Here is a 26,957-nt window from a genome sequence, read left to right on the forward strand (position 1 = left end):
ATTACTACCTGGAAAGAAACAATGACAATTTTAGATCCCGGCTTTTCATCAGAAAGCCGTAGCCTTAGCGCGATCGAATCTATCCCCCAATCGGGAGAGATCGCGCTTGAAAACAATCTGACCAGCACTTCACCGCTTACCCGCAGCAGTGCTGGCAATGGTCTACAGGCACAGTATTACCAGGGAAAAGGCTTCAGCAATCTCAAGCACACCCGCACAGATGCAACTGTGAATTTTGACTGGAAAAGAGACGCACCCGATGCTTCGCTGCAATCGGACGATTTTTCAGTGCGATGGACGGGACAAATTTGGTCAAAGCATTCTGAAAACTATACGTTCTATACGCGCTCTGACGATGGTGTGAGACTGTGGGTGGACGGAAAGATTGTGATTGATCATTGGACAGATCACTCTGTAACTGAGGATCAGGGAAGCATTGCCCTTGCTGCTGGGCAACCCCACGACATCAAGCTAGAATACTATGAAAACGGCGGAGATGCTGTGATTGAGCTGTTGTGGTCAAGCCCAAGTCAGGCTAAAGAAGTGATTCCACAGAGCCAGCTTGATGAGATCGCTGCCCCCGCTCTGATATCTTCTGCACCCGATCAAACTAGCCCTCAAACTAGCCCTCAAACTAGTCCAATGATTCCGGTCACTCTTGATACTATTGTCGCTCCGATCATTCAACCTCAAGCTGGCTCAGACAATCAACCTATTGTCTTAGATCCCACAGCATCTATTAGCGCCATGAGCAAAGACAGCATCACGACTACCGTCGATTGGAATAGCGGCAAGAGAGGAAATACAGCCTTCGGTTATGGCGTGAATGCTTATCAAGGCTTCCGGACGGGAACGTTTGATAGCGCAGCTTACAAAAGCAACATGGCAACCATGAGTCCGGGTATGATTCGGTTTCACAATGGCAGTACGATGCAGGATTCCAGCACTTCAGATGGTCTCATTGATACGGCTCGTCAAACTTGGGATGCCAACAAAGCGAAATCGGCGCTGTCTGCTTCATTCGCGGCGTTTGGGCAGAATCAACCGGAGCGCATGATCAACATTCCGACTTGGCCCGATTGGATGGATGCCGATCGCGATGGCTTCCTCGATCGCAATCAGTTTGATAATTTTGCTCGGCTCTGTGCCGATTTAGTCAAGATCGTCAACCAGGATGCTCGGCTCAAGGTGAAGTATTGGGAAGTGACGAATGAAAAAGACAATGACTACTTTGTGCAGTTCCGGGACAATAGTGGCTGGGGTGGATTGAAAGATTCGAGCAAGCCCGATCGTTTAAATGAACTGATCACGATTTATAACAAAGCGGCGGTTGCAATGAAGCAAGCTGATCCGACGATCAAAATTGGCGGGCCTGCGGTCGCGCGTCCAGATCTTCAGCCGTTCTATGTTCCATTCATCAAGGGAACGATCGATCATCTAGACTTTTTTACCTATCACTATTACGCCAGTGGTAGTGCTTCTACCGCAGACCAGGACATCTTTAATGCAACTCGATTTATCGGTGGCTACACTAAAACCATTGTTGAAGCGTTAAAAGCTGCAAGTCCAAACCGAACGATTCCGGCGATGTTGGGTGAATATAACATTAGCTGGACGTGGGAAAGCCGCGATCCACGCATGGCTAACTACAAAGGGGTAGTATTTGATGCGTTAAGTATTGCTCAAGCGCTCACAAATGGCGCGGCTGGGACGCTTGCCTGGAATGAAAAAGATGGCATTTATGGCAAGATGGACGACCAGGGAAATCTGCGCCCCGGTGGGGAATTTTTGCAGTTGTTAAATCGCTATATGATTGGCGATCGGATTTCGACCACAACGAGCAACGAAAATGCAATTACAACTTTTGCTGTGAGTAACACCGCTCAAGGTTACAAATCCTTTCTGATTATCAATCAATCCAATAATTCACAACAGGTGCAATCGAGCTTCACCGGATGGAGTCCTCGTCAATCATCCGTCGCTACTCACACAATGTCAGCTTCTGGATACAGCCAGAAAACAGTCAACTGGTCAAACCTCAAAAATGGCATTGTTGTGCCCAGTAATTCAGTGATTCTGCTAACTTTTGCTGACTAATGTGCGAATGAGATCGATAGCGATCCTGTTTGAGTTGTGAGCGCTAAAAGAAGTAGGGGGTACGGGGCGGGAAAGGGAATGATACCCCACGCCCCACTTCACAACTGATTTAGAATCGCTTTATCTTGGTGATGCTTGATTGAGAATAGTGGAAGTGATCTTTAGTGCTGTTGCTTGGGTTTCTCTCAGCAAACGAGGCTCAACAAGGGTATCTCCCGGTGAATGATAGTTTGGGTCTTTACCCCGGAAGAAAAACAAAGTGGGTACATTTTTTGCCTTAAAAGACAGATGATCACTCCCGCCAAGCTGATTGGAACTGACAGGCCCATTGATTGAGGATGCGATCGCGCTCATTGCACCCGAACCCTCCAGCAACAATCGATCATTAATCCCGACCATATCAAAATTCAGCATTGCTTTGAGTCTAGCCAGAAACTGCGAAGTCGCTCGATCGACAAACGCCTCCGATCCTTTTAGACCATCTTCCTCTCCATCAAACGACACAAACCAAATCTGACGAGCTTGTGGCGATTTTGAGAGCGATCGCGCCAACCCTAAAACAACTGCGGTTCCCGATGCGTTATCATTCGCGCCCGGAGAGTATTCGACCGAATCGTAATGTCCGCCGATGATTAACTGAGGTTGTTTGATATCCGGCAAATGGGCAATTACATTTCGCCCGATCGCGTTGGGCTGTGCTTTAACCCTCAAGGTTGCAAGAATGCTTGTACCTTGAGCTTGTTGCAGCAGAGAGGTTCCTACTTCCTGAGAAAGCGATGCTGCGGGGATTGCAGAAGCCTTGAGCAACATTCCGCGAGTATTTCCAGGCTGATTATTCACAATCAAAATCCCGCGCGCCCCTGCCGCTGCTGCGTTCTCGATTTTTTCAGCAAACTGAAGATTGCCGCCGCGCTGAACGATCGCAATTCGATTTCGTACATTCACCGCTTTAAAGTCTTCAGCTCGCCCAAAATTCGGCACAGCGACTAACTGACCTGTCACATTCCCCGCAACAGAGCGAACCAGTGCCCAAGCTCCGATCGTTTTGCCGTCGGCGATCAAACTCGACCCCGCATCTGCAAACTTCGGATAGGTAAAAGTCTGGATTTCAACCTGATACCCCGCCTTGCGATATTCAGTAATCAAATACTCGCTTGCCTGCTCTGCCCTAGAAGATCCTGCCGCCCGCGCCCCTATCTTCACCAGCGCCTGCACATCGGCATACAGCAAATCCGCTGCAACTAGCGCATGAGTCGTAATCAAACAGAGCGCGATCGCTCCCCCAAGCCAAGTATGCCATGCTCGCACTACACGTCGCGTTCGATGTAACCAATAGAACATGAAGATCTCAGGAAGTATGGTTTGTTTTAGCTTAATCAGTCATTTCCGCAGCGATTTGAGCCGTGCTCATCAACAGAGCGCTGAATTTACTTTGTCACTGGAATTTTAGTAAAGCGCGTTCATAGAAGCGTTATACTCTGGTGGCTAGATTACTTAGACTTGATAAAAATTTAAACAACGTTCTCCGTAATCGCTTCCGTATGAAGCTTGTAAGAAAAACTGCCTCAAATGCTTGCACCCTATCAAAAGGTAGGATTTATTCTACCTAGCCCACCTTTCGCAAGCAGGCGATTTATTATTTTTATAACTTCTGTTCTATAGATGTTCATGTCGATATTTAAGGAATCTTGCAGCTTCGTGGGTTGTCGCTAAATTCAAAACCGGGTCGTCGTCCAACAGAATGTTTTACCTTATTCAACGCTTAACGCTCGGACACCAGCTATGTTAAATTTGCCGCAACCAAACAATAGTGGCGATCGTGCGCTCCAGTTTTTGCAGACTTATCCGGCGATTTCGCGATCGCTTCTAGTCGATTGCGGACATGACATCGATAAAATTTCGACCCTGGTTGAGCCTATTCTTGATGCTCCAAAGCGTTGCGCTACGTCCTATTACATTCAGGCAGTCACGACCGGACGAACCGCTTTTCTCGCCACAAATCTGTCAAATCCAAATCACTCTCAACCCAGTGCGATTGCTTCTACTTGGGTGATTGGTCGGAGCCGCAAGTGCGCGATCGTGGTTCCAGATCCTTCAGTTTCACGCTGTCATGCGGTCATCGGTCACAGTGTGAATGAAGGATTCTATCTAATGGATGTGGGAAGCAGCAACGGCACCTTTCTCAACCATCAACGCTTGCCTGCATTAGAGCGGCGATCGCTCCTAGATGGCGATTCGATCTCGTTGAGTCATCTGCTAATCGAGTTTTTTGTGGTCAGCACGAAAGAGGTGTTTGACGAGTGGAACGAACCCACTCGCGCTTCGGAAAGATCTTAGATCGAATTTTTCACGGTCAGCGACGGGATCTGAGCGGATAGCTGCTTTGCTCGTTGCAGATTGGCGTGTGCAGCCTCGTAATTCAAATCCGTTTCTACTGCTTTCTCAAACTGAGCGATCGCGTCTTTCATTTTCCCTTGCCGTTGCAGCACTGCGCCTAGCCCGTTGTGCGCGATCGCGTGACTGCTGCCGAGGTTGCTTTTGCGTTCGTTCGGCTGTCTCAAGACTGCTTGGTAAGCGGCGGTCGCCTGATCGAATTGCTCTTGGTTCGCCAGCGTATGACCCAGAAAAACGTGCGCCCACGTGTACTCTGGCGCAATTTCTGTTGCTTTATAGAACAGGTTGAGGGCTTCGTCAACTCTGCCTTGCGTTTGTAGTGCCCGACCCAAGCCGACAAATGCGATCGCTTGCGCTGTTTCCGTTTTCTCTGGGGCATTTAGGGCTTGTTGATAGGACGCGATCGCTTCCGAAATTTTCTTTTGTTGCGTCAAGACATTACCGAGTCCCGTATAAGCATTCATCTGCTGCGGGTTGGCATCAATGGAGCGACGGTAGGCAGCGATCGCTTCTTCGAGTCGTTTGCGATCGGCGAGGGCATTTCCCAACCCGCTATAAGCGGCAGCATTTTTGGGATTGATGTCGATCGAGCGGCGGTAGGCAGCGAGTGCTTCTTCGGTACGGCGCTGAGTCGTTAACACTTCACCTAAGCCGTTATAGGCATCAGCGTTTTCCATATCAAGGACGATTGCTTTACGATAGACGGCGATCGCCTCGTCGTACTTGCGGCTTTGCTGAAGTTCGTGACCCAAGTTTACGTAATATGCCGGATCGCCTAGCGCCAGATCGGTCTTCAGTTGTGGGGTAGAAGCGCGAACTGCATCGGAAGCATCGTCGCATCCGGTGGTCAATGCCGCAGCCGTTAAGGTCAGAAGCAAAGGAAAAACTGAGCGTTTAGAAACTTGCATTGCTGGTGCCTCGATAGGTTAGTGACAAGTCGTAATCCTGTATCTATCGCACCCTGATCCGTCTTATTCTGCATTAAGAGAGATGAAATGCAAAATAGAGCCTGGTAGCTCTGTACGAACTTTTAAGTTCTATCATGGTTTCGTGAAAATTTCATTTTGTCTTTGTGGGTTTTACTGATGCTCTGGATTGGAATCGGCTGTCGGCGTGGAGTTTCAAAAGCAACGATCGCCGACGCAATCGCCCTAGTTCTAAAGCAGTATCAGCTATCCGAGTGTGAAATTATTGGAATTGCCACGGTCGAGCGCAAATTCGATGAAGCCGGACTTTTAGAATATTGCCAAGACTACAATTTCTCGCTGTCTTTTTTTTCAGCCGAGCAGCTTCAGGCGATTCCGGTGCCAAATCCCTCGATCGACCGAATTGGAACACGGAGTGTCGCAGAAGCGGCAGCGCTGTGCGCCGCCGGATCGGGGTTTTTGCGAGTGCCCAAGCAAGCGATCGGTAAAGCTGTAACCCTTGCGATCGCGGAAATTCCAGGTAAGCTGAAAAGTGTTGATTTGGCGGTAGGACATGAAGATGCAGCGATTTGCGATCGGTCTACTCACGATTTTGATCTGTAGCGTTTGGATGATGAGCGCGATCGCTGATCCCATTCAGGGGAAACGCTACGATCAGCAGTATCGCCCGCCGTTGTCCTACAGTAATGCCGATGTCAGGGGACAAGATTTTTCCGGACAGACGCTGCGATTTGCCGAATTTACCAACGCCAACTTGACCGATGCAAATTTTTCGAGTGCTGATCTGGCTGGTGCAGCAATGAGTGCCTCGAATATGACGGAAACGAATTTACACGGCGCGAATTTGCAGCAGGCGATGGTTGATCAAGTGCCGATGGTGCGCGTCGATCTGAGCGATGCGAATCTGACCGATGCGATGCTGCTGCGGAGTGCATTTCTCGATGTTAATATCACGGGGGCAGATTTTACCGGAGCGATTCTCGATCGCGCTCAGATTCGCGAGTTGTGCAAAGTAGCGCAGGGGACGAATTCTAAAACTGGAGCAGACACGCGGGAATCGCTCGGGTGTCCATCTTAGGAGGCGAGTATGCGAATTGGAGTAATTGGCGGCGGACAGTTAGCCTGGATGATGGCAGATGCCGCTAAAAAATTGAACCTAGAATTGGTGATTCAAACCCCAAGCTCAGATGATCCGGCAGTGGCGATCGCCCAAGATACCCTCTTTGCGCCCGTCAACGATGCAGCCGCGACGACAAAGTTAAGCGATCGGGTGGATGTGATCACGTTTGAAAACGAATTCGTAGATCTCGCTGCTCTGTCTCAGATCCGATCGGCTTGCTTTCGTCCTAGCCTGTCTGCTTTAAAGTCGCTTTTAGATAAGTATGATCAGCGCTGTTTTCTCAAAGCGAATGGTTTACCCACTCCAAAGTTCTGGCAACCTGGAGAGCAACCTGTTTCATTTCCCATCGTTGTGAAGACTCGCCGCTTAGGATATGACGGTCAGGGAACCTGGATTATTCGAGATCAAGCGGCTTGGGATCTGGCAATGACAAAACTCGATGCGGTGCCGATCGTGCTAGAAGAGTTCGTTCCGTTTGAGCGTGAGTTGGCAGTGATGGCAGCGCGATCGATCACGGGCGAGATTGTTGTTTATCCAGTTGTCGAGACTCAGCAAGAGAACCAAGTCTGTCGTCGCGTGATTGCTCCGGCTGAAATTTCGGAATCCGTTGCAAAGGAGATTTCGGCGATCGCTCATACCTTGCTCGATCAGCTAGAAGTGGTCGGAATCTACGGAATTGAACTCTTTTTAACCAAAGACGATCGCGTTTTGGTGAATGAAATTGCACCGCGAACTCACAATTCGGGACACTATACAATCGAGGCTTGTGAAACCTCACAGTTTGAACAGCAGCTTCGTGCTGTCAGTGGTTTACCCTTGGGAAGTGCAGCGCTGATTTGTCCTGGAGCGGTGATGGTGAATTTGCTGGGATTTGAGCGGGCAGAAAGTGATTATTTAGACAAAAGAGCGGCGATCGCGCAACTGCCCAACTCGTTTATTCATTGGTATGGCAAGTCAGAATCCCGCCCTGGTCGTAAGCTAGGACACGTCACAGTTTTACTGAATTCAGCTGTGAATCTGCGGAAATCTGCTTTAGAAGTGGCAAGTGCGATCGAATCGCTCTGGTATCCCTCTTCTCAGTAGACTGAAGACCCTCATCCCCTCGCCCCTTCTCCTTAAGGAAGAAGGGGAACTGGACTTCTGGCTCCCTCTATCGCAGAAGAGGGTTAGGGTGAGGGCGGATCTAGCGGTTTTATATTGAAGTGAGCTTGTCTACTGATGTTGCTGAAGCAGTAAGAGAAGCACCTGAAGATCTAACGATTTCTAAAGCGCTTTAACAAGAGAGTCATCGTATAGTAACTGAACATCAAGGGGCTGTGGCACCACTTTGAAGTCATAAGCCGCTTTCGCTACAAGTTTAAAGCTCTTAATCGCATTGTTTGGATGGCTTAGATTGAACGCGATCGCCTTGTTGCCCTCAATATCAAATAGTGTAATTCCCTTCAGTTGTTCTCGCAGTTCTTCAGGTTGAATGCCCAACCGGTTAGAGGCGACAAAAATTGCTTCTTCATTTCTCGCTTTCAGCAGCTTGATCCCTTTGTCGGCTGCTTTGAGAAATTTGATCAAATCTTCTCTACGGTTTGCAATCAAATCTTTGTGCGTCACCAGGACATCAGCAATCAAATTAGTGCCTTTGGAGCTAAAGATAATTTCTCCGCCGCCTTCTTTGATTGCTTTCGACAGAAAGGGTTCATAAGTCACAGCGGCATCGACTTGCTGAGTGCTAAATGCAGTTGCAGCCGCCGGAGCAGGCATATCTTTGATTTTAATATCCTTCTCGGTTAGTCGGTTTTTCTCAAGAAATGCCCGGAGAAACACTTTCTCAAACAGCACATCTTCACGCGCTAACGTTTTACCTTTTAGATCGGCTGCTGTTTTGATGCCCCGTCCCAGGATGCCATCTGCGCCGTTTGAGTAGTCACAAAGAAAGATAATTCTTAAATCCGGTGATTTTTCAATCATCTGGATCACATCACCTGCGGTCATCCAAGCCAAATCGGTTTTACCTGCCAAAAACGCATCGATTTGCTCGGTATTTGACTGAAACAGCAGGTCTTGAATTTGCAATCCTGCTTCCCGGTAAAACTGCTGTTTAAGCGCAACATGATGCCCAGAATAGCCAGACCAAGGATTGGTGGAAACCGCTAAGGGTTGAGGTTCTTGAGTGGAGCAGGCAACTGTCCAAAATAGAGCGATCGCAAATACGAGCAGGCTAACAAACCGACGCTTAAACATTTTCAGGAATCCTTGGGAAATACAAAACCCCATCAGTCCAACGAGCATTGACTCAAATTAACGCTGCTCAGACTGACGTGGACAATTAATTGTAGGACGAGAATATTATGAACTTCAGTAATCAGAAGCGAAACCAAACCTACTTTGTTCCGCTAGAGACTAAAGTTACAATCCTGTCTATATTTCCCGGGGTGGAGCAGCGCCGCTAATCCTCTGTCAGGCTGCAAAACTCGTCGGTTGTCAGCCACACTTCACCATAGTCTGGCACCCAGGCAAGCCACTGATCTTCTGCACATTGGCACAGCAGCCAGGCTTGATCAAAACTGTAAGCGGTCGGTGGCTTGAGCAATTGCACCCACATCGACGGCGTGAAGCGGGGAGCACAGGGAATTGATCGATGAAAATTTTCCCATGTGGCGATAGAACTGCTAATCGCAGCAAATTCTGATTCAAGTGACATAATCCAGCTCTCTGAGGCGAAAAGTGCGCCGAATCTCAGACGCAACATAATTTTGTAGCTTATGATACTGTTTCTCATCCTTCGCCGGAGAGGTTGTATGAGAAATTTACATTGCAGTGAGGCAACGAGTAGAACGATTCGGGAGCTACTGGAGTTTGAGCGCTTGAATTAATTACCCTGCTACGAGGGCGGTAGAATGATGAAGCTTAAAATTCAGCCCATCCACCATGACTGTTGGTCAAAAACTCTACGAAGGCAAAGCCAAAATTCTCTATAGCACCGACGATCCAAGCGTGCTGCTGACCTATTTTAAGGACGATGCAACGGCATTCAATGCTCAAAAGCGCGGCAGCATTCAGGGCAAAGGCGAAATCAACTGCGCGATCGCATCGCACCTCTTCAAACTGATGGAGAAAAACGGCATCCCGACGCATTTTATCGATCGCCCCTCCGGGAACGAAATGCTCGTTCGCGCCGTCACCATCATTCCATTAGAAGTCGTGGTCAGGAACATTGCTGCCGGGAGTCTCTGTCAACAAACCGGACTGGAACTTGGCACCCCACTCAATCCGCCGCTTGTCGAGTTTTATCTCAAAGACGATGCGCTGGGTGATCCACTGCTCACGCTCGATCGCTTACAAGTGGTTGATCCAGCATCAGCCGCCAAAGTCGATCAGCTTAAGAGCATGGCAACGCAAATCAACACGGTGCTACAAGCCTTTTTTGAGCAATGTGGGATTACGCTCGTTGACTTCAAATTAGAGTTTGGCACCGATGCTCAAGGTCAACTTCTACTTGCTGATGAAATCAGCCCGGATACTTGTCGGCTCTGGAATCAGGCAGAAACTGACCCCGATCGACGAGTCCTGGACAAAGATCGGTTCCGCCGCGACCTTGGCAACGTTGAAGATGCGTATCGGCAAGTCATGCAACGGGTACTCAACCAAACTGTATGATGCTTCTGCATCGACCAGTTTAAAATCAGTCCTACCCGGAATGAGTAACGATACTCAGGGTGCGGTACAATTTTGCCGTTTAATCGGAATCTATTTGATGTTGTGTCTGCATTGAGCAGAAAAAGTGTGAGGACGTGCGAAAACCTGTGAATACTATGCGCTTATCTCCTGTTGTGATGGCTGCGTTTGCGTTAACGGCGACGCTTGGCTTATCTCGTTCTGCCCTAGCAAAATCGCCCAATCAGCCAGCCCAACCGCAGGCAAAATCGACGACGCGAGCAGGTTCCCCTGTGCCAAAGGCATCGACCGTAAAGAGCGTCCCCGCAACCGTGAAGCCTGTGGGAACCGATGTCGTGGTCGAAGCGATTCCGGTGATGCAAAATTCGGCGGGAACTCAATCGCTCACTCCGCTCAAGAAAGTAGCTCAAGCGGGTAGCTCGATCGAGCAAGAAACGCCCGATCGCATTCAAATCAATACCTCGCCTGCTGCCCCCGCGCCCTCGGCTCCAAATATTCCAACCATTCCCAATCAGCCGAGTTCGCCGAGTGTTCCGCCAGGTTCAACGACAACTCCTCCGACTGAAGGACAACAAACTCCGCCTGGGACAACAACCCCTCCGACCGAAGGGCAACAAACTCCGCCCGTTGAGGTGCAACCGCAGCAACCCGGTCAACCGACTCAGCCGCAGCAGCCTGCTCAGCCAACCGAACCGCCACAGCCTGCTCAACCTGCTCCAGATGAACCTAGAGTGCTAGTTTCTGAAGTCGTCGTTACAGGAGTGAGTCCTGAACTCCAGCAGGAAGTTTACCGAGTGATTCAAACTCAGGCAGGACGGACAACCACGCGCACTCAGCTTCAGAACGACATCAACGCAGTTTTTGCAACCGGATTCTTTTCGACCGTGAGAGCGACTCCAGCAGATACACCGCTTGGAGTCCGGGTGACGTTTGAAGTGGCGGCGAATCCAGTCTTACGATCGGTGCAGCTTGAAGGCAGTAAAGTCGTACCGCCGGAAGAGGTAAACCGAATTTTCAGCCCGCAGTACGGCAAAATCACGAATTTTCGGGAATTGCAAACTGGAATTCAAGAACTTACGAAGTTTTACCAAGACCGTGGTTTTGTGCTGGCACAGGTGATTAACGCGCAGCAGCCCCAGGTCAATCCGGATGGAACCGTCATCTTACAGGTTGCAGAAGGAGAAATCGAGCGGATTCAGGTGCGATTTATCAACAAAGAAGGCAACGCTCAGGATGCAAAAGGCAATCCGATTCGAGGCAGAACCCGCGAATATATCATCACTCGCGAACTTGAACTGAAGCCAGGATCAGTCTTTAACCGCACTGTTTTAGAGCGGGACTTCCAGCGATTATTCGGATTGGGGCTGTTTGAAGATTTACGTCCCTCTCTTGATGTCGGTGAAGATCGGCGCAAAGTGGTTCTGGTAGTGAATGCGGTTGAGCGCAATACCGGAAACATCGGACTTGCGGGCGGCTTTAGTTCTGCAAGTGGTCTATTCGGCAGCGTCAGCTATGGACAGCAAAACGTGGGCGGCAATAATCAAAAGCTCAGCGCTGAGGTGCAGATTGGTCAGCGAGATCAGCAGTACGAATTGAGCTTTACCGACCCGTGGATTGGCGGCGATCCGTTCCGAACTTCCTACACCTTGAGTGTGTTTCGCCGCAGAACGATTTCGCTGATTTTCGACGGGGGCGACCCAGAAGTGCGATTGCCGAACGTCGATCGCGACCTTCCCCGAATTAATCGCACCGGAGGCGGCATCAGCTTCGCTCGTCCGTTATCGAGAAATGTGTTTGAACGGGCAGAATGGACAGCCTCGCTTGGTTTGCAGTATCAGCGCGTTACCGCGAGCGATGCGGAAGGGATTCGTCGCACCGTGGACGAACGAGGAAAACCATTGACGTTTGACCCATCGGGTAAGGATGACTTGTTGACTGGACAGCTTTCAGTCAGACGCGATCGACGCGATGATTTCCTCCGCCCGACTCGTGGATCAGTGCTGCAACTGAGTACCGAGCAATCGGTGCCGATTGGTTCCGGTAGCATTCTGTTCAATCGACTGCGAGGAAGCTACAGCTTCTACATTCCGACGCGCCTGACTAAATTCACGCAAGAGTGCCGCGATCGCGATCCGCGTCGATTAGATCAACAGCAAACCCCGCAGGGACGATGCGCCCAAGCTTTTGCGTTTAATGTCCAAGCCGGAACGGTCGTGGGAGATTTGCCACCATATGAAGCGTTTCCGCTGGGGGGAACGAACTCGGTGCGCGGCTACGATGAAGGCGATTTGGGCAGCGGTCGCAGCTTCTTGCAAGCTACCGCAGAGTACCGATTCCCGGTCTTCTCGATTATTTCAGGAGCGCTGTTTGTGGATGCGGCAACAGATTTAGGATCGGGTCGATCGGTTCCGGGCGATCCCGCCGGAACGCGGGGTAAGCCCGGAAGTGGATTCGGCTACGGGGTCGGAGTCCGAGTGCAAGCAGGCCCGCTAGGCCCGATTCGGATTGACTTTGGCTTTAACGATCGCGGCGGAAGCAACATTCGCTTTGGCTTTGGAGAACGCTTCTAAATGGTCAACACACAGGGCTGCACCACACAGGCGAGATCGCTTGCTCAATCCTTTTCTTGCTCTGGAATCGGGCTGCATACTGGAGACCTGACAACGGCGCGAGTTTTGCCCGCAGAACCCGGACGAGGGCGATATTTCGTTAGAACCGATTTACCTGATGCTCCGGAGATTCCGGCTCGGATTGAATCAGTTCGAGAAACCATGCTTTCGACGGAACTTGTGAATGGAGCAGCAAAAGTTCGCACCGTTGAGCATCTACTAGCCGCGCTTGCAGGGTTGGGGATCAATGACGTGCGAATTGAAGTCGATGGGGCAGAAGTGCCGCTCCTCGATGGATCGGCTCGATCGTGGACGGAAGCCATTCTCCAAGCGGGAACGATCGGGCAAACGGCACAGACTTCACCGATCTCCCTCACCGAGCCTGTCTTCGTGCGGCAAGGGGATGCGTTTGTGGCAGCGATTCCCGCTCTGGAACTGCGATTTTCTTACGGGATTGACTTTGAACTGAGCGCGATCGGCAATCAGTGGCACAGTTGGCAATTTGATCCCACCACGTTTGCCGAGGAAATTGCGCCAGCGCGGACGTTTGGATTTGCTCATCAGATCGAACAGTTACGAGCAAATGGTTTAATAAAAGGCGGTTCGCTTGAAAATGCCTTAGTGTGTAGCGCTGAGGGATGGATTAATCCACCATTGCGGTTTTCAAATGAACCAGCACGCCATAAACTTCTAGACTTAATAGGAGATCTCAGTTTACTGGGGACGTTTCCAACCGCTCACTTCTTGGCATACAAGGCGAGTCATGGGTTACATACTCAACTGGTGCGTCAACTGTCGAATCTCTCATCTCATTAAGTCTGCCCCTTTCTAGCTCTTTAACTGGAACGCCCATGTCAACCTTGATTGAAACCCACACTGCCCCGAACGAGAATCTAGACGCTCCGGCTGAAACTGCCATCAAAACGACGTTCACCGTCGAAGAAATTCATCAACTGCTGCCGCATCGCTATCCGTTTGCGCTCGTCGATCGCATCATCGATTACGTTCCTGGCAAAATGGCAACCGGGATTAAAAACGTCTCGTTCAATGAGCCGCAGTTTCAAGGACATTTTCCGGGTCGTCCGATTATGCCGGGAGTGCTGATTGTTGAAGCAATGGCGCAGGTCGGCGGCGTTGTCCTTACTCAAATGGCAGATGTGCAAGGCGGTCTCTTCATGTTTGCTGGGATCGATGGAGTCAGATTCCGTCGTCCGGTTGTGCCAGGCGATCAACTGGTCATGACGGTGGAACTGCTCTCGGTGAAAGCACGTCGTTTTGGGAAGATGCGCGGTCGTGCCGAAGTTGACGGACAGCTTGCCTGTGAAGGTGATTTAATGTTTGCGCTCGTCGATTGAAGACAGCCCCATGCGCTGATTTCCCCTTCTCTTTGTTCCTCTACCCTCTATCTATGACCACTACCTTGATTCACCCGACTGCTGTGATTCACCCGAATGCTCAACTTCATCCAACCGTCCAAGTTGGTGCATATGCGGTGATTGGAGAGCATGTCAAAATCGGCGCGGGATCGGTTGTCGGGCATCATGTGGTGATCGAGGGTTGGACGGAAATGGGAGAGCGCAATCAGATTTTTCCGGGAGCGGCGATCGGGCTTGAGCCGCAGGATCTGAAATACGATGGCTCACTCGGTTTGGTGCGGATTGGCAATGGCAATCAGATTCGTGAGTTTGTCACGATTCATCGCCCGACCTTTGCCGATCGCATTACGCTGATTGGCAACGGCAATTTGCTGATGGCATATGTGCATGTCGGGCATGAGTGCGTGATCGAAGATCAGGTGATTATCGCCAATTCGGTACAGATGGCGGGTCACGTCCATATCGAATCAAAAGCAAGATTAAGTGGGGTCTTAGGGATTCATCAGTTTGTCTGGATTGGACGACACGCGATGATCGGAGGGATGAGTCGGATCGATCGCGATGTGCCGCCGTTTGTGATTGTCGAGGGCAATCCTTCGCGAATTCGGGCGTTTCATCAGATCGGATTGCAGCGATCGGGCTTTTCGGCAGAAGAGATTAATTTGCTGAAAAAAGCCTATCGAACCGTGTTTCGGTCTGGTTTGCCGATGAATCAGGGGCTAGAGCAATTAGATCTGCTGCCTGAAAACGAGCATATTCAACATTTGCAGCAGTTTATTCAACTCTCTTTGTCGCCCGGGCGTAGAGGACTGACACCGAGCGCAGCGGTAAGAAGCTCATGAAGAAGCGGATTTTTATCAGTACGGGTGAAGTGTCCGGCGATTTGCAAGGGGCAATGCTGGTGAGGGCGCTGTATTCCCAAGCGGAACAACTGGGAGCGGAAATTGAGGTGCTAGCGCTGGGCGGGGTTCGGATGGAAGCCGCAGGCGCGAAATTGCTCGGCAATACAACGGAAATCGGTTCGATTGGAATTATCGAAGGATTACCGTATTTGTTGCCGACCTTGAACGTTCAACGTCGCGCTAAGCAGTATCTCCGCGAGAATCCACCCGATTTTGCGGTGATGATTGATTACAGTGATCCTAATATCAGTATTGGGCTACACATTCGCAAATACTTGCCTGATGTGCCAACGGCTTACTTTATTGCACCGCAAGAATGGGTTTTGCGAATTAACGAGAAAAAAACGCAGTGGATTGTGCAAATTAGTGATTGCATCTATTCAATTTTTCCGTCTGAGGCAGCCTATTACAAATCAAACGGCGCGAACGCTACATTTGTCGGACATCCCTTGATCGATCGCATGAGCAACGCACCCGATCGATCAACGGCTCGATCGAAATTAGGAATTGCACCGAATCAAACCGCGATCGTGCTGCTTCCTGCATCGCGTCAACAGGAAATCAAATATATGATGCCTGTAATTTTCAAAGCAGCGCAGCAGATTCAAGCAAAGATTCCTGGTGTACGGTTTCTGGTTCCACTATCGCTAGAAAAATACCGATCGCAGATTGTTCAAGGAATTGAGAAATACCAACTGCAAGCTCAAATTGTCGAAGGTTCACCGTTAAATGCGATTGCAGCAGCAGATCTGGCGATTACAAAATCTGGCACAGTCAATCTTGAAATTGCCCTGCTCGATGTGCCACAAATCGTGATGTATCGCTTATCTCCGTTTACGTATTGGGTGGCAAAGCATATCCTCAAACTCAAGTTACCGTTTGCGTCACCGCCAAACTTGGTCAACATGAAAGCGATCGTGCCCGAATTTATCCAAGATGCTGCCACGTCTGAAAATTTAACGCAGTCGGCACTAGAGTTGCTCAATCCTGAACATCGAGCGAAAACGATTGCAGACTATCAAGAGATGCGAGAGGCTTTAGGTGGAGAAGGAGCTTGCGATCGAGTCGCGCGATCGATTTTGGCGCGGTTAGGATTTTGTGAGGCTCCAGAATTTCAAACTTTCGTATGAAGTTCACCAGGAAAACCTGCACGATCGCATAGACTCAGAATGGAGCATCGTTCGAGCCATGTATACCTACGCTTTCTTCAAAACGCCAACTACACCGCTACAGCTGAGTGCAGGAATTGACGGGGATTTAGAAGTCATTGAAACGGGTGCTTTAGCAGCTTTGGTGGAACCAGAGTTAGAGTTTGAAGCGGTGCAGAACGATGATGACCGATTGGTGCAAGCCGTGCTCGCGCACGATCGCGTGATTTGTGATTTGTTTTGGCAAGTGACGATTTTGCCGCTTCGGTTTGGAACACAGTTTTTGTCTCGCGATCATCTGATTGCTCATCTGAACGAAAATCGCGACAAGTATTTAGGCAAGCTGAATCAGCTAGAAGGAAAGGCAGAATATCGGCTGAAGCTAACCCCGATCGAGCTTGAGTTACCAAGCAATCCAGAAATGAATGGCAGCACGAAAGGACGGGATTACTTTCAGGCAAAAAAGCAGCAGTATCAAGCGCATCTCGACCAAAAAGACCAGCAACAGCAGGAATTTCAGCAGATTTTGGCAGAAATCGAACAGGTCTATCCGGATGCCAAACTCAAAGCAGGTTCAGATGGGGTTGAGAAGCTGTATTTATTGATTAATAAACAGGATGAGATGTCGCTTTATCAACATCTGAGTAAATGGCAAAATCAATATCCACAATGGGAATTAGGATTAGGAGAAGCATTACCGCCGTATCATTTTGTGTAATACTAGCGGCGCGACAAGGCTAAGCCGAAGCTGAATACAAGTAGAATCACTAAAGCAATCCATCCCGCGTTTCGTCGTGCCCAAGCAGCCGGAGTCATTTCATACCGGGATGGATTGCTAACGATCGGCACTGTGGCATTGTGATACATCGTGCATTCCCAAGCATCAGGGCGTTGGGGATAGTTGCAAGTATCATCTGCATCATAGATACAGGTTTTGCAGAGGGGCTCGGTTCCGGTAGCGCGATGAAGTACGATGCCGGGATGACCATGAGCTTTGAGTGAGGTGCGACAGCGAGGACAAGCGATCGCATCGGATCGAACGGATTGACCGCAGCGAGGACAGTTAATCATAGAGTCGTAGCTAACTATAGAGTGCGTAGCTAATCATAGAGTGCGTAGCTTTACTTCACAGAGGGTTCGCTAAATTTGCGGACTTGATATTCGCCTTCTTCGGCAAATGGGAAGGATTGTCCCATTGCTGCTGTGAATCGTCGGTCAGTCTCTTCGAGAACCGAGGCGGGAATGCCTTTCCAAGCGTCTTTGGTTTGCCAGTAAATCACCATAATCAAGTCGGTGTCATCTTTGGGATTGAACCAAATTTCCTTACCGACATAGCCTGGATATTTTGACAAAGTTTCTGTCCAAATCTCAGCATCTTTTTGAATATAAGTTTCCCGAAGTTCTAGCGGAACTTTAACTTTCAGCCATTCGATAACCATACTTTCTATCTGTAGAGGAATGACACCACGATCGCAAACTCATTAGTTTAGAGTCTAACGCTTCGGGCATTGCTTATGTTGACTCATCTTAGCAAGCAGTGGAAAACTGAGCTAACAGATTTAGTTCGGGGCGCATCGGGTGGTTTTTTGCTCGGGATTCCATTGCTTTATACGATGGAGGTTTGGTGGATTGGTTCCTATGTCAGTCCATTCAGAATGCTATTTGCTTTAGTATTGACATTCTTAATTGTATTGCTATTAAACCAGGCTTCGGGATTTCGTCACGGCAACGATATCAGAACGATCAATGCTGTGAAAGATACGATTAAAGCTTTAGCGATCGGTTTAGTGTGTAGTGGTGCAACCTTAGTATTACTGCGAGAAATCAGATTCGATGCGCCGTTAATTGAAGTGCTGGGTAAATTGATTTACGAAAGCGTCCCCTTTACATTCGGTGTGGCGTTGGCGAATCAGTTTTTAGGGAAAGATGAATCGCGATCGGGCGATGATCCACCTGCACGTCAAGGTAATGCAACGTTATCGGATATTTCAGCGACTTTAATCGGTGCGCTTGTGATTGCATTTAACATTGCCCCCACTGACGAAATTCCCATGTTGGCATCAGCTGTAACAGGTGGATGGTTGCTTGCAATGATTGCAGCATCCTTGTTGGTGTCGTACTGCATTGTGTTTGCGGCAGGATTCACAAATCAATCCCAGCGCTATCAGCATAAGGGTGTGTTTCAGCGTCCTTGGGGTGAAACGATCGCAGCCTATTTAGTCTCATTGTTTGCTGCAATGCTGATGTTAGTGTTCTTTCAAAAGCTGCACTTCGATGATCCGTGGCAGTTGTGGCTAAGATACACTGTTTTGCTCGGATTGCCTGCGGCGGTTGGGGGTGCAGCAGGACGATTAGCAGCTTAGGAGAAAAGGATGCCACAAGCAAAACGAGAAACTCGATCGCCTGCTGAATGGATCACGTTTGGAATTGCGAGCAGCATTTTGGGCACGATCGCTGGCTTGGTGATTTATGTGTGGGTTAGCGATCGCTATGAACCTGCCGCCATTTCAATCGAACAGCGTGAGATTCGTAATACGAATGGGAAATTTTATGTCCCCTTTGAAGTGACGAATACAGGCGGTGAAACTGTAGAATCAGTGCAAGTGGTTGCAGAATTAAAGGCGGGCGATCGCGTTTTAGAATCGGGTGATCAGCAGATTGATTTCTTATCGAGGGGTGAGAAGGAAGAAGGTGCATTTGTGTTTCAGCGCGATCCGCGTCAGGGTCAATTAGTTGTCCGAGTCGCAAGCTATAAAATTCCGTGATGAATCATTCTCTAAGTGCGATCGTTCTTGCAGGCGGCAAAAGTTCCCGCATGGGACGCGATAAAGCGTTGATTGAGGTAGATGGCGTTCCATTGCTAAAACGAACTTGTGATGCAGCAAGGCACTGTACTGATTTGATTTATATCGTGACTTCTTGGTGCGATCGCTATCAATCAATTGTTTCAGGGGTGCAGTGGATTCAAGAAACAAGCCCACGATCGCCCCTGATTGCCTTTTCTGAAGCTCTAACGCAAGTTTCAACGGACTGGGTGTTACTGCTGGCTTGTGATTTACCTCGATTAGAAGGTGAAGCACTTAAAGAATGCACGACACAACTTTCCGACGTGCCTATTGTGGTCGCGAGAAGCCAGGAAGGATGGGAGCCTTTGTGTGGATTTTATCGCCGCGATCGACTCTCCAGCTTGCAAAGCTACATTGCGGGAGGAAAGCGATCGTTTCAGGAGTGGCTTGATTCTGAAACGGTGCAGGAATTACAGCTTCGCGATCGGCAAATGCTCTTAAACTGTAATACTCCGACTGATCTCAAAGAAGTTCAGTAATTTGATTCCATTCCAATTCTGTTAAAGGCTGAATTGTAAAATCAATTCCAAAACAATCCCTTGCAGCATCGATCAGCGTCTCTATGATCGTCTCGATCGAAACTGTTAACTCCAATAACGTTAATGGTTGACCAAACACTTGCTCAAACAATTCCACGTCTGTTTGAATCTGCATTGAGCCATGCTGCAAAATCGCATCCTCTCGCCGCAACTGAGCACTTCCAATCAGTTTAATCCCGTCAAGTGTGATCAAATCTGCCCCTGTCGCAGTCCCAAAACAGTTGGGGTTATGAATATATCCCCGTCCTGCGTCCCCGTACTCTAGCTGAATGCCTAACCGCTTCCATCCCTGAATGAGAAACTCACAAATCGCTTGATATGCCTGCATTCGCTTCTGTCCCAAGCCAGACGTAATCACAGCGTAAGTCAAATCACCCTGATGCAACACGGCTCGACCTCCGCTTGGACGGCGCACAAGATCGATCGCACCTCCATTCCAAGTCAAAGACTGCCAAGCATCAGGATAATGGCGCTGATGATAGCCGAGTGAAATGGCAGCGGGCGACCAAGTATAAAAGCGCAAAGTGGGTGGATGTGAGCCAGATCGATGCTGCTCTAGGAGCCAGGTATCGATCGCCATTTGCAATTGTCCAGGAGCTTGAATTATGGGAATCAACCGCCACTCATTCATCTAATCAAGCTCAGTTTTAAGCTTCTTCTTTTTCTATTGTAGCAGTGATAAAAGTGTAGCAATGATAAAAGCCTGTAGAGAAAATAGGCTCAATTCGTCTGGTCGCAGCTTTAAGAACCAACATCTGTTAAAAGGCAACTGTATCGTATCTATCTTTTGCAAGGTTAAGCGATCGAGTCCGACAACTACCGTGAAGACATTCACACATATTTTCTAGGAGCTTTATGTCTTACGCAATTGATTCTCAAAGCGAAAATACTAAGCGCGCGTTATCAATGTTTCAACGCTACGACATCGACACTCAGCTTGCATTACTGTGGTATGGCTATCTAGACATCAAAGATGAGCTAACACCTGCTCCCCCTGCAACTGCGGATAATCTTGCTCATATCCTTTATGGTGAAATCAAGGCTCTTCCCCAAGAACAGCAACTGCAAGTACAACGCGATATTCTCAGCGGCGCAGACAGCGAATTTGGAAAGACTTATAGTGCAATGAGCAACAGTGCGCGAATTGAAGTCTGGCTGCTTTTAGGACAGGGCATGGAAAGCGGCGAGATCATTAACGTTCCTTCAGACTACAAACTGCCAGAACAAACCCATGAATTTAGCGATTTTATTTCTGGGCTGAGCTTTGAAGAACGAGTTGGATTCATGCAAGCCGGAGTACAACGTATGGGTACAACATCGAAAGCATAATTTTTAGATGCTGTGAAACTCCAAGGGTTTAGAACTCTTGGAGTTTTTGAACTTGAAGCTTTTGGACTTGAAGCTTTTAGACTTGAAGCTTTGGACTTGAACTTTTGTCTGAGTTAAGCGCTGCCAAACTCTGCTCGTAAAGCATCATCCTTTTCGTCTGCGATCGTCGCCACAAGCGTAATTAATCGAGAAATCTCACCCGGCGATAAGTCTGCAACCGTGCGCGAAGAAACCACTGCGATTTGATCGTTAAAGATTGCAAAGTGCGCCTCCAGCGTCGTTAACCAATTCATCTCCAGCAATTTGCGCGTTAATTGCGCCTCATTCTGCACAGGTAGCTTTAGAACACTCGCCCACGCAGTCAACGTATCTTCATCAGTTGTACCAGTCAACTGCACGAAGGTTTCTACGCTGCCATATTTGAACTTCCAAACATAGCCACCTTCACCTTCAGTGTGGCTAACCATTGCGCTATCGGTCTGGTCTAAGCTGCTGATCACCGTTTCGATCACTTGAATCAGGTCAACGCTAGCGATCGCTTCACTGCCCAGCGCGGCTGTGTTTGCGCCAGAAGTTTCCAAAGTTTGTTGATAGTTCGTCATACAGTCGCTCGTAAAAATCCGCAGTTGTGTCTACAGTTGTGTCTAAGGTAGCGCTATCTGCCCCTGGTTTACCTCCGCCTTGGGGATTTCTTCATTTTTACTATAAAAGTGCGGAGCAGCGATCGGTTTGTCTTCCTACTTTTGGTAGACGCAGATCAAAGTTACGAATGTCTCACATGATGGATGATGGATTCTGCCCGATCGCGGAATAGTTGGGGAGTCCCAATTTATAGGAGAAGAATTATGACGATCACGATCCGCGACGACGTGGTTTACATCATGCTGAAAAAGATTGATGAGAGCGATCAAGGCCCTGGCCCTGATCCAGTAAAGTTTACTGAAACCGACTTTACTGGCATTCCCATGACTCCTGCTGAGTTTCTCGGTCACTTAGACTATCTCAACCAAAGACAGTACATTAACGCTGAATTCTCCGGAAACGCTTACGGCAATCAAGACGACGTGCCGAATGCTGTGAATGAAGAAGAGTTTGGCTTTAGAGTTGCCAATACCTATGGTGCGCCTGATGGCCCATTGCCGCATTTAATTGAGTTCAAAAAGGCGGAACTGACGCAGCGGGGGCGGGATATGCTCCGAGATATGGAAGTCAATCCGCCGAAAACCATGCAAAAGGGGCAAACGGTTCCGATCGCGACCAAAGACACGCCCTTTCTCGAAAAAGTCGCCCTCAAAGGCGGAATTTCTGACCTGTATGATGCTCGCGACATTACCGAAGTGGTCTTCCGTACCATGCGCGACATGATGACCAATGAAGCCGTCGAACATGTCTCCGAAGAGCTGCATGTGCCGCTTGATGAAGGCAACCCCGATCGCACCCTCTACACGGCAACACCCCTTGCAACCCAAGTCTCTGACTTGTGGGAAGATACAAACCCGATCGTGCATTTCCTCAGCCACATTCGTCCGCCTCTGAAAATTAAAGCAGATACATTCTTGTTCCGAGTCAAACAAGAAGCTGGCTTACAACCGAACACTACGCCTGAACAAGTCGTTTCGGCAGTCTTTTCAGCCACCAAAGATGAGCTTTCACAAGAGCGCGTTCAAGAAGTTGCACAGTTCTTGCCCGATAAGGTTCGGGAACTGTGGGAAAAAGCGTAGCGAATAGCAGCGATCGCGGAATTAAGCCTGCCAAGTGCCTGAGAAAATGCTTTTTACCGCGATCGTAATTCTTCCTAAATCCTCATTTAGCAACGGCGGACACTCTAAGCTTTTTGCCAGTCCGCCGTTAAATAACTGTCTTGCTTCACTCGAAACAAGAAATAATGCCGTCGCTAGCTGTCGATCGATCATCGTTTGATCTTTCAGCGCATCAAACACAACCTTCAATGCCAGCAAAATCGCAGTAACTTGTCCCGGCAAAGGGGGTTGACCCTGCCTTAACCGTCCGAGGAAGGTATCAGCAGCGTTAACATTCGTGTGATCGATGAGTAACCGACGAGCAGTTTCGTAATCCACGATCGAGCGCTTCAGAAAGATTGACTGTATCACTTTAGCGCGAATTTGCAATTTTGCTAGATTTGATTACAGAAGGTAGAGAGACGCGATCGTGAGAATTAACGCAGTCTGCCTAAGCCTTCAAAGCCCCCAGAATGGGGAATTTAGGGGGCGATCGCCCGCAGCACTGCGAGCGATCGCACTTTGACTTAGGTTAGGAGAAAGTTCGCTCTAGTCAATGAGCTTGCTTGAACGCCCGCGACGATCGCTAGTAGCTCGTTGCTGCTACCCGCCTGAATCAAAGCATTGCCTGCATTTGCCCCAGTTCCTTGCAGAATCGACAACCGCCCAAACGTCAGTCCGCCGGAGAGCGCAATCGAGTCCTCGTCGGAATTAAAGTCGCTGATCGTGTCTGTCCCGGTGCCTGTTTTCAGCACAAACACATCGCGCCCAGCCCCGCCAACTAGCAGATCCTCGCCTGCCGCACCCACTAGCCAGTCGTTGCCATTGCCACCGAACAGGCTGTCGTTACCATTGCCACCGTTGAGGTAGTCGTTGCCTTCGCCACCGCGCAGCAAGTCAGCACCACCAAACGCAAAGATACGATCGTCGCCGCCTTGGGCGTTGATCACATCGTCCGAGTTGCTGAAGCCATTGGTCGTGTTATCCAAGTCGTTGAGGAAGGTGACGGTGTTGCGGTTGAAAATGCGCGACTGCAGCGAGTCTGCATCAAAGACATCAAAGCTATCTTCAACGCGAGCTTGACCATCGAACAGGAGATTACCGAGATCCACAGTTGCGCCAGTCTTCTGGAGCAGGTTGTCTAGGTTCTCTAGCTGGAAGTTTCGCAGGATTGCGCCGGTGTTGGCAACGCCATCAAACGCAAGCACCACATCGGCACCGTCTTGAGTCAGCAGCAAATTGCGCGCAGTCAGTCCTGTCCCTTCAAACTTGAGCGTATCGGCTTCAGCGATCGTCGCTGCACTCGGACGCGTCCCCAGCCCAACTCCGCCAAAGTCAACCACAACCGCAACGCCTTCGCCTTGCTCGATCGTAATCGTTTTTTGTCCGCCTTCGCCATCGGTCAAAGTCGTTAAGTCAATCCCAAAAGCAGTCCGGTACATCAGGCGATAAATGTCGGTGTTGTCTAGGGTGCTAGGCAACAAGTCAGCGTTCATTCCGTAAGCTTTCGCGACAATGCTGCCGGGGAAGTCGCCCGTGCTGACCCAGCCGACTCCAAAGCTGCCAACGGGGCCTTCTAGCCCAGGCTGTGCCTCAAACGCTGTCCAAGAGTCGGGGACATCGGTGACTCCACTTTGCAAGCGTCCTGTGGTTCCGTCGAGCGGGTTGGTCAGGTTTTGTGTGCTAACGTTCGTAGGATTCACGCCCACGGTCGGTTGGGTGGGCAAGGGAGTAGACGGTAAGCCAGGCGCGAAGGGAGTCGGCTGCCAGACTTGTAATCCTCCGGCTTCACTGTCGGCTGCGGTGAGCAACAGCGTATTGGGATTGACATTGCGAATAAATTCCTGCGCCACCCCGATCGCGGCATCGGCTCGCAAGGTTGCCTGAATTGCACCGATCGCGTTATTGGCATTGGGCAGGTTGTCGGTGCCTTCTTCTTCTAGCACCACGAAGAATCCATCTGGATCGCTCGAAACCGCAGTCAGGGTAGCCTGCAACATCTCGGCAACCGATACCGGATTTGCATTACCAGGTTGCCCGTAGGGATTGCGCCCTTGTGCCGCCTGCACTTCTTCGCTGCTGCTGTTGTAAGTGTCTTCCCAAGCAAATACACCCAAGATCTTTTCATCCGGGCGCACCGTTGCTAGTTCTGCCTGGGTATAAATCACTCGATAACCGCGATTCTGGGCTTCTGTAATCAGGTTTAATCCATCAGTGCGGGCACCCATCGCGCTTAAAGCGCCGCCAAATGTACCCGACTGATCCGTCGGCAGCATCCAGCGTTCACCGCCGCCCATGATCACCTGAGCGCCAGATTCCATGACTAGCTGGCGAATAATTTCGCTGTGGTTGCTGCGATTGGCTACTTCTGCTAAGAAGGCACCGGAACCGGGTTCGCTAACGCGACCGGAGTTGATAATCGCAATCGCTTTGCCCGCATCCCGCACTTCTTCCAAAATCGTGGTGCCTAGCTTACCCGACAGGGACGTGACGCGGCTCCCGTCTGCATTCAGCCCGAAGGAATCGCCAAACACCTTCACCCCGTTTGCGTGAACGACGGCACTCCCATCGGAACTGCCAGTTAATTGATCGCTGAGGTGTCCGAGGTAAACTCCGCTATTTGTCATCAAATCCCAGTTCAGGCGACCATCGGGGCCTTCTGACACAAACCGAGCCGCACCAAACAGTGAAGGGCTGTGTCCATCTGGGTGAATGAAAATGACGTTTCCGGTGGCTTGAGTGGCAGCAGGCGGAGCGATCGGCATTTCCACAGGTCGATCGGGCAGATCCACTCCGGGAAACAGAGTTTCGTACATCACCCGATAAATATCAGTATTGTCTACCGTTGCAGGCAGTTTGTCTGCATTCAGACCATGAGCTTTGGCAACGATCGATCCTGCAAAGTCCGGTGTCCCAACCCAGCCCACACCAAAGTTAGAAACGAGACCATTCGCAGCCGGAGCCGAGGTAAAGGTTGCGGTTCCGCGACCGTTGACTCCATCTAACGGGTTAGGAAAGGGAGCACCTGCGCCCGTTGTCGTGTTCGTTGGGTTAGCATTCACGGTACCGACATTGTCAGCAGGCAGGGGTTCCACAATTTGCAGACCGCCCGCATCACTATCAGCCGCCGTAACTACTAAGGTATTCGGGTGCTTTTCTACAAAGTCAAGAGCAACACCGTAAGCTGCATCCGCCCGGCGCAAAGCCTCTAGCGTTCCAGAAGCGTTGTTGATGTTGCCGAAGTTGTCGGTGCCTTCTTCTTCTAGCACCGTGAGTGAACCATTTTGAAACTTGGGGTTGCGCTCTAAAATGGTTTGAGCCGCCGCTAACATCTCGCCCACTGTGGGGGCAGAAGGCACGTAGGGGGGAGTATTGGTAGCACTCTGGTTTTCTTCTACGCCGGTGAGGTTGCCAGTAGCAGTGCGGATGTTGTCGTTGAAGGTGTCTTCTGAGGCAAAAATACCGAGAACCTTTGTGATTGCGGGATTTGCAGCGACCTGATTCAGTTGCGCTCCGGTGTAGACCACCGTGTAGCCAAGAGACTCTGCCAGTTCAATCAGGTTGATTCGGGGACGCTGGCTGGCACTGGTGGAAATCGCATCAAGTTGAGCCGCGCTTTGCACATAGGCACTCGCTCCCGATGGCGGCGGGGTGCCAACGGGCAGATAGTTCACCAAGCCACCCCCTAGAATCACATCGACTCCAGAACGAACCACTTGTTCTGTGATTAGGGCAAACTGGGCGCGGGGAAAGACATCAAATCCAGAGAGTCCAGGGGGCACATCTGCGTAGCCAACTTGGGCGACAAAGGCTCCTGTACCGGGTTCTGCGATCGCGCCAGAGTTAATCAGCGCGGTTGCCTTGCTTGCGGCAACTGCTTCTTCCATAATCGTCTGATTAACTTTGCCAGAGAGCGCTTGCAGGGGTGCATCTTCATAGCGAGAAACCGTGGGACTGGGATCGAGATCGATCGCAGTTGCTCGATCTAAGCCGAAGGACTCAGCAAACACTTTCACACCAGTTGCGTGAGTCACTGCACCTGCATTCGAGGTTCCGGTCAACTGATCTTCCATGTGTCCTAAATACACACGGGCTTGATCCATACGATCCCAGTTGAGCCGACCATCTGGCCCTAAATCAACAAATCGAGCTAAGGCAAAATGAGCCGGACTTGTTCCATCAGGATGGATAAAAATAACGTGATTGCCTGCCATAGTTTCTGCTTAACGAATGAGCTAAGTGATGAAGATATTGCGTTCAGCG

At 49.8% G+C, this 26,957-nt stretch carries 28 protein-coding genes; 18 read left to right on the top strand and 10 right to left on the bottom strand.

Features of this window, described 5'->3' with window-relative positions:
* Window positions 1-21: 21 nt before the first annotated feature.
* A complete protein-coding gene (locus tag NC981_RS10050) occupies window positions 22-2,097 on the top strand; it encodes a PA14 domain-containing protein (RefSeq protein ID WP_348242714.1) in 2,076 nt (691 codons plus the stop codon).
* 120 nt (window positions 2,098-2,217) lie between these two features.
* On the opposite strand, the gene NC981_RS10055 is transcribed toward NC981_RS10050, so the two are convergent.
* On the bottom strand, window positions 2,218-3,438 hold the full coding sequence (locus NC981_RS10055; protein WP_348242715.1) for a M28 family metallopeptidase: 1,221 nt from the start codon (window positions 3,436-3,438) through the stop codon (window positions 2,218-2,220).
* Window positions 3,439-3,879: 441 nt separating this feature from the next.
* On the opposite strand from NC981_RS10055, the gene NC981_RS10060 reads away from it, so the two are divergent.
* Window positions 3,880-4,434 carry an FHA domain-containing protein gene (locus NC981_RS10060; RefSeq protein WP_348242716.1) on the top strand — a complete coding sequence of 185 codons (555 nt, stop codon included), beginning with the start codon at window positions 3,880-3,882 and terminating at the stop codon, window positions 4,432-4,434.
* Here NC981_RS10060 and NC981_RS10065 read toward each other — a convergent pair.
* Window positions 4,431-5,399 carry a tetratricopeptide repeat protein gene (locus tag NC981_RS10065; RefSeq protein WP_348242717.1) on the bottom strand — a complete coding sequence of 323 codons (969 nt, stop codon included), beginning with the start codon at window positions 5,397-5,399 and terminating at the stop codon, window positions 4,431-4,433. The genes NC981_RS10060 and NC981_RS10065 overlap by 4 nt on opposite strands.
* A 177-nt stretch (window positions 5,400-5,576) precedes the next feature.
* On the opposite strand from NC981_RS10065, the gene NC981_RS10070 reads away from it, so the two are divergent.
* Genes NC981_RS10070 through NC981_RS10080 form a run of 3 tightly spaced genes read left to right on the top strand, consistent with a single transcriptional unit; the run spans window position 5,577 to window position 7,620 of the window.
* Window positions 5,577-6,020 carry a cobalamin biosynthesis protein gene (locus NC981_RS10070; RefSeq protein ID WP_348242718.1) on the top strand — a complete coding sequence of 148 codons (444 nt, stop codon included), beginning with the start codon at window positions 5,577-5,579 and terminating at the stop codon, window positions 6,018-6,020.
* Window positions 5,971-6,495, top strand: a complete 525-nt coding sequence (locus NC981_RS10075; RefSeq protein WP_190376743.1) for a pentapeptide repeat-containing protein — start codon at window positions 5,971-5,973, stop codon at window positions 6,493-6,495. Before NC981_RS10070 ends, NC981_RS10075 begins: the two co-directional genes overlap by 50 nt.
* Window positions 6,496-6,504: 9 nt before the next feature.
* The gene (locus tag NC981_RS10080; protein ID WP_348242719.1) at window positions 6,505-7,620 is read left to right on the top strand and encodes a 5-(carboxyamino)imidazole ribonucleotide synthase; all 1,116 of its coding nucleotides are present in this window, start codon (window positions 6,505-6,507) and stop codon (window positions 7,618-7,620) included.
* A gap of 180 nt (window positions 7,621-7,800) precedes the next feature.
* Here the strand turns inward: NC981_RS10080 and NC981_RS10085 are convergent, their stop codons facing one another.
* The gene (locus NC981_RS10085; RefSeq protein WP_348242720.1) at window positions 7,801-8,772 is read right to left on the bottom strand and encodes an ABC transporter substrate-binding protein; all 972 of its coding nucleotides are present in this window, start codon (window positions 8,770-8,772) and stop codon (window positions 7,801-7,803) included.
* Between the two features lie 205 nt (window positions 8,773-8,977).
* Window positions 8,978-9,232, bottom strand: coding sequence for a hypothetical protein (locus NC981_RS10090; protein ID WP_348242721.1), 255 nt, complete (start codon window positions 9,230-9,232; stop codon window positions 8,978-8,980).
* A 227-nt stretch (window positions 9,233-9,459) separates the two neighbouring features.
* Here NC981_RS10090 and purC point away from each other — a divergent pair, with 227 nt between their 5' ends.
* The 7 genes from purC to NC981_RS10125 all read left to right on the top strand — a co-directional run bounded on the left by purC (window position 9,460) and on the right by NC981_RS10125 (window position 16,959).
* Entirely contained in the window at window positions 9,460-10,188 is a 729-nt protein-coding gene (purC, locus tag NC981_RS10095) for a phosphoribosylaminoimidazolesuccinocarboxamide synthase (protein ID WP_348242722.1), read from the top strand.
* Window positions 10,189-10,343: 155 nt separating this feature from the next.
* Complete coding sequence (locus NC981_RS10100; RefSeq protein WP_348242723.1) at window positions 10,344-12,776, top strand: BamA/TamA family outer membrane protein; 2,433 nt, start codon at window positions 10,344-10,346, stop codon at window positions 12,774-12,776.
* Window positions 12,777-13,631: a UDP-3-O-acyl-N-acetylglucosamine deacetylase gene (gene lpxC, locus NC981_RS10105; RefSeq protein WP_348242724.1), complete on the top strand. Its 855-nt coding sequence runs from the start codon at window positions 12,777-12,779 to the stop codon at window positions 13,629-13,631.
* Window positions 13,632-13,666: 35 nt separating this feature from the next.
* Window positions 13,667-14,170 (top strand): 3-hydroxyacyl-ACP dehydratase FabZ, encoded by a 504-nt coding sequence (fabZ, locus tag NC981_RS10110; protein WP_348242725.1) that lies wholly within the window; start codon window positions 13,667-13,669, stop codon window positions 14,168-14,170.
* Window positions 14,171-14,223: 53 nt separating this feature from the next.
* Window positions 14,224-15,033 (top strand): acyl-ACP--UDP-N-acetylglucosamine O-acyltransferase, encoded by an 810-nt coding sequence (gene lpxA, locus NC981_RS10115; protein WP_348242726.1) that lies wholly within the window; start codon window positions 14,224-14,226, stop codon window positions 15,031-15,033.
* Window positions 15,030-16,223, top strand: coding sequence for a lipid-A-disaccharide synthase (gene lpxB, locus NC981_RS10120; RefSeq protein ID WP_348242727.1), 1,194 nt, complete (start codon window positions 15,030-15,032; stop codon window positions 16,221-16,223). Before lpxA ends, lpxB begins: the two co-directional genes overlap by 4 nt.
* 58 nt (window positions 16,224-16,281) lie before the next feature.
* Window positions 16,282-16,959, top strand: coding sequence for a GvpL/GvpF family gas vesicle protein (locus NC981_RS10125; protein WP_190376753.1), 678 nt, complete (start codon window positions 16,282-16,284; stop codon window positions 16,957-16,959).
* Window positions 16,960-16,961: 2 nt separating this feature from the next.
* Here the strand turns inward: NC981_RS10125 and NC981_RS10130 are convergent, their stop codons facing one another.
* Window positions 16,962-17,312, bottom strand: coding sequence for a zinc ribbon domain-containing protein (locus NC981_RS10130; RefSeq protein WP_348242728.1), 351 nt, complete (start codon window positions 17,310-17,312; stop codon window positions 16,962-16,964).
* Window positions 17,313-17,362: 50 nt separating this feature from the next.
* Window positions 17,363-17,680, bottom strand: a complete 318-nt coding sequence (locus NC981_RS10135; protein WP_190376755.1) for a TIGR03792 family protein — start codon at window positions 17,678-17,680, stop codon at window positions 17,363-17,365.
* Between the two features lie 75 nt (window positions 17,681-17,755).
* Between NC981_RS10135 and NC981_RS10140 the strand changes: the two genes are divergently transcribed.
* Genes NC981_RS10140 through NC981_RS10150 form a run of 3 tightly spaced genes read left to right on the top strand, consistent with a single transcriptional unit; the run spans window position 17,756 to window position 19,566 of the window.
* The gene (locus NC981_RS10140; RefSeq protein ID WP_348242729.1) at window positions 17,756-18,604 is read left to right on the top strand and encodes a TIGR02587 family membrane protein; all 849 of its coding nucleotides are present in this window, start codon (window positions 17,756-17,758) and stop codon (window positions 18,602-18,604) included.
* A gap of 9 nt (window positions 18,605-18,613) precedes the next feature.
* Window positions 18,614-19,006 (top strand): TIGR02588 family protein, encoded by a 393-nt coding sequence (locus NC981_RS10145; RefSeq protein WP_348242730.1) that lies wholly within the window; start codon window positions 18,614-18,616, stop codon window positions 19,004-19,006.
* Window positions 19,006-19,566, top strand: a complete 561-nt coding sequence (locus NC981_RS10150; RefSeq protein WP_348242731.1) for a molybdenum cofactor guanylyltransferase — start codon at window positions 19,006-19,008, stop codon at window positions 19,564-19,566. Before NC981_RS10145 ends, NC981_RS10150 begins: the two co-directional genes overlap by 1 nt.
* On the opposite strand, the gene NC981_RS10155 is transcribed toward NC981_RS10150, so the two are convergent.
* Window positions 19,550-20,257, bottom strand: coding sequence for a biotin/lipoate A/B protein ligase family protein (locus NC981_RS10155; protein WP_348242732.1), 708 nt, complete (start codon window positions 20,255-20,257; stop codon window positions 19,550-19,552). The two genes, NC981_RS10150 and NC981_RS10155, sit on opposite strands and share 17 nt — an antisense overlap.
* 224 nt (window positions 20,258-20,481) lie before the next feature.
* Between NC981_RS10155 and NC981_RS10160 the strand changes: the two genes are divergently transcribed.
* Window positions 20,482-20,955, top strand: a complete 474-nt coding sequence (locus tag NC981_RS10160) for an orange carotenoid protein N-terminal domain-containing protein (RefSeq protein ID WP_348242733.1) — start codon at window positions 20,482-20,484, stop codon at window positions 20,953-20,955.
* 113 nt (window positions 20,956-21,068) lie between these two features.
* On the opposite strand, the gene NC981_RS10165 is transcribed toward NC981_RS10160, so the two are convergent.
* A complete protein-coding gene (locus NC981_RS10165; RefSeq protein WP_348242734.1) occupies window positions 21,069-21,557 on the bottom strand; it encodes a YbjN domain-containing protein in 489 nt (162 codons plus the stop codon).
* 38 nt (window positions 21,558-21,595) lie between these two features.
* Here NC981_RS10165 and NC981_RS10170 point away from each other — a divergent pair, with 38 nt between their 5' ends.
* Both NC981_RS10170 and NC981_RS10175 read left to right on the top strand, forming a co-directional pair.
* A complete protein-coding gene (locus tag NC981_RS10170; RefSeq protein WP_348242735.1) occupies window positions 21,596-21,769 on the top strand; it encodes a hypothetical protein in 174 nt (57 codons plus the stop codon).
* 31 nt (window positions 21,770-21,800) lie between these two features.
* Entirely contained in the window at window positions 21,801-22,676 is an 876-nt protein-coding gene (locus tag NC981_RS10175) for a DUF2267 domain-containing protein (RefSeq protein ID WP_348242736.1), read from the top strand.
* Window positions 22,677-22,697: 21 nt separating this feature from the next.
* On the opposite strand, the gene NC981_RS10180 is transcribed toward NC981_RS10175, so the two are convergent.
* Window positions 22,698-23,066, bottom strand: a complete 369-nt coding sequence (locus NC981_RS10180) for a Dethiobiotin synthetase (protein ID WP_348242737.1) — start codon at window positions 23,064-23,066, stop codon at window positions 22,698-22,700.
* A gap of 155 nt (window positions 23,067-23,221) precedes the next feature.
* Complete coding sequence (locus NC981_RS10185) at window positions 23,222-26,908, bottom strand: alkaline phosphatase (RefSeq protein WP_348242738.1); 3,687 nt, start codon at window positions 26,906-26,908, stop codon at window positions 23,222-23,224.
* Between the last annotated feature and the right edge of the window lie 49 nt (window positions 26,909-26,957).

This window comes from Leptolyngbya sp. DQ-M1 (genome assembly GCF_039962505.1).
Classification (GTDB): Bacteria; Cyanobacteriota; Cyanobacteriia; order Leptolyngbyales; family Leptolyngbyaceae; genus Leptolyngbya.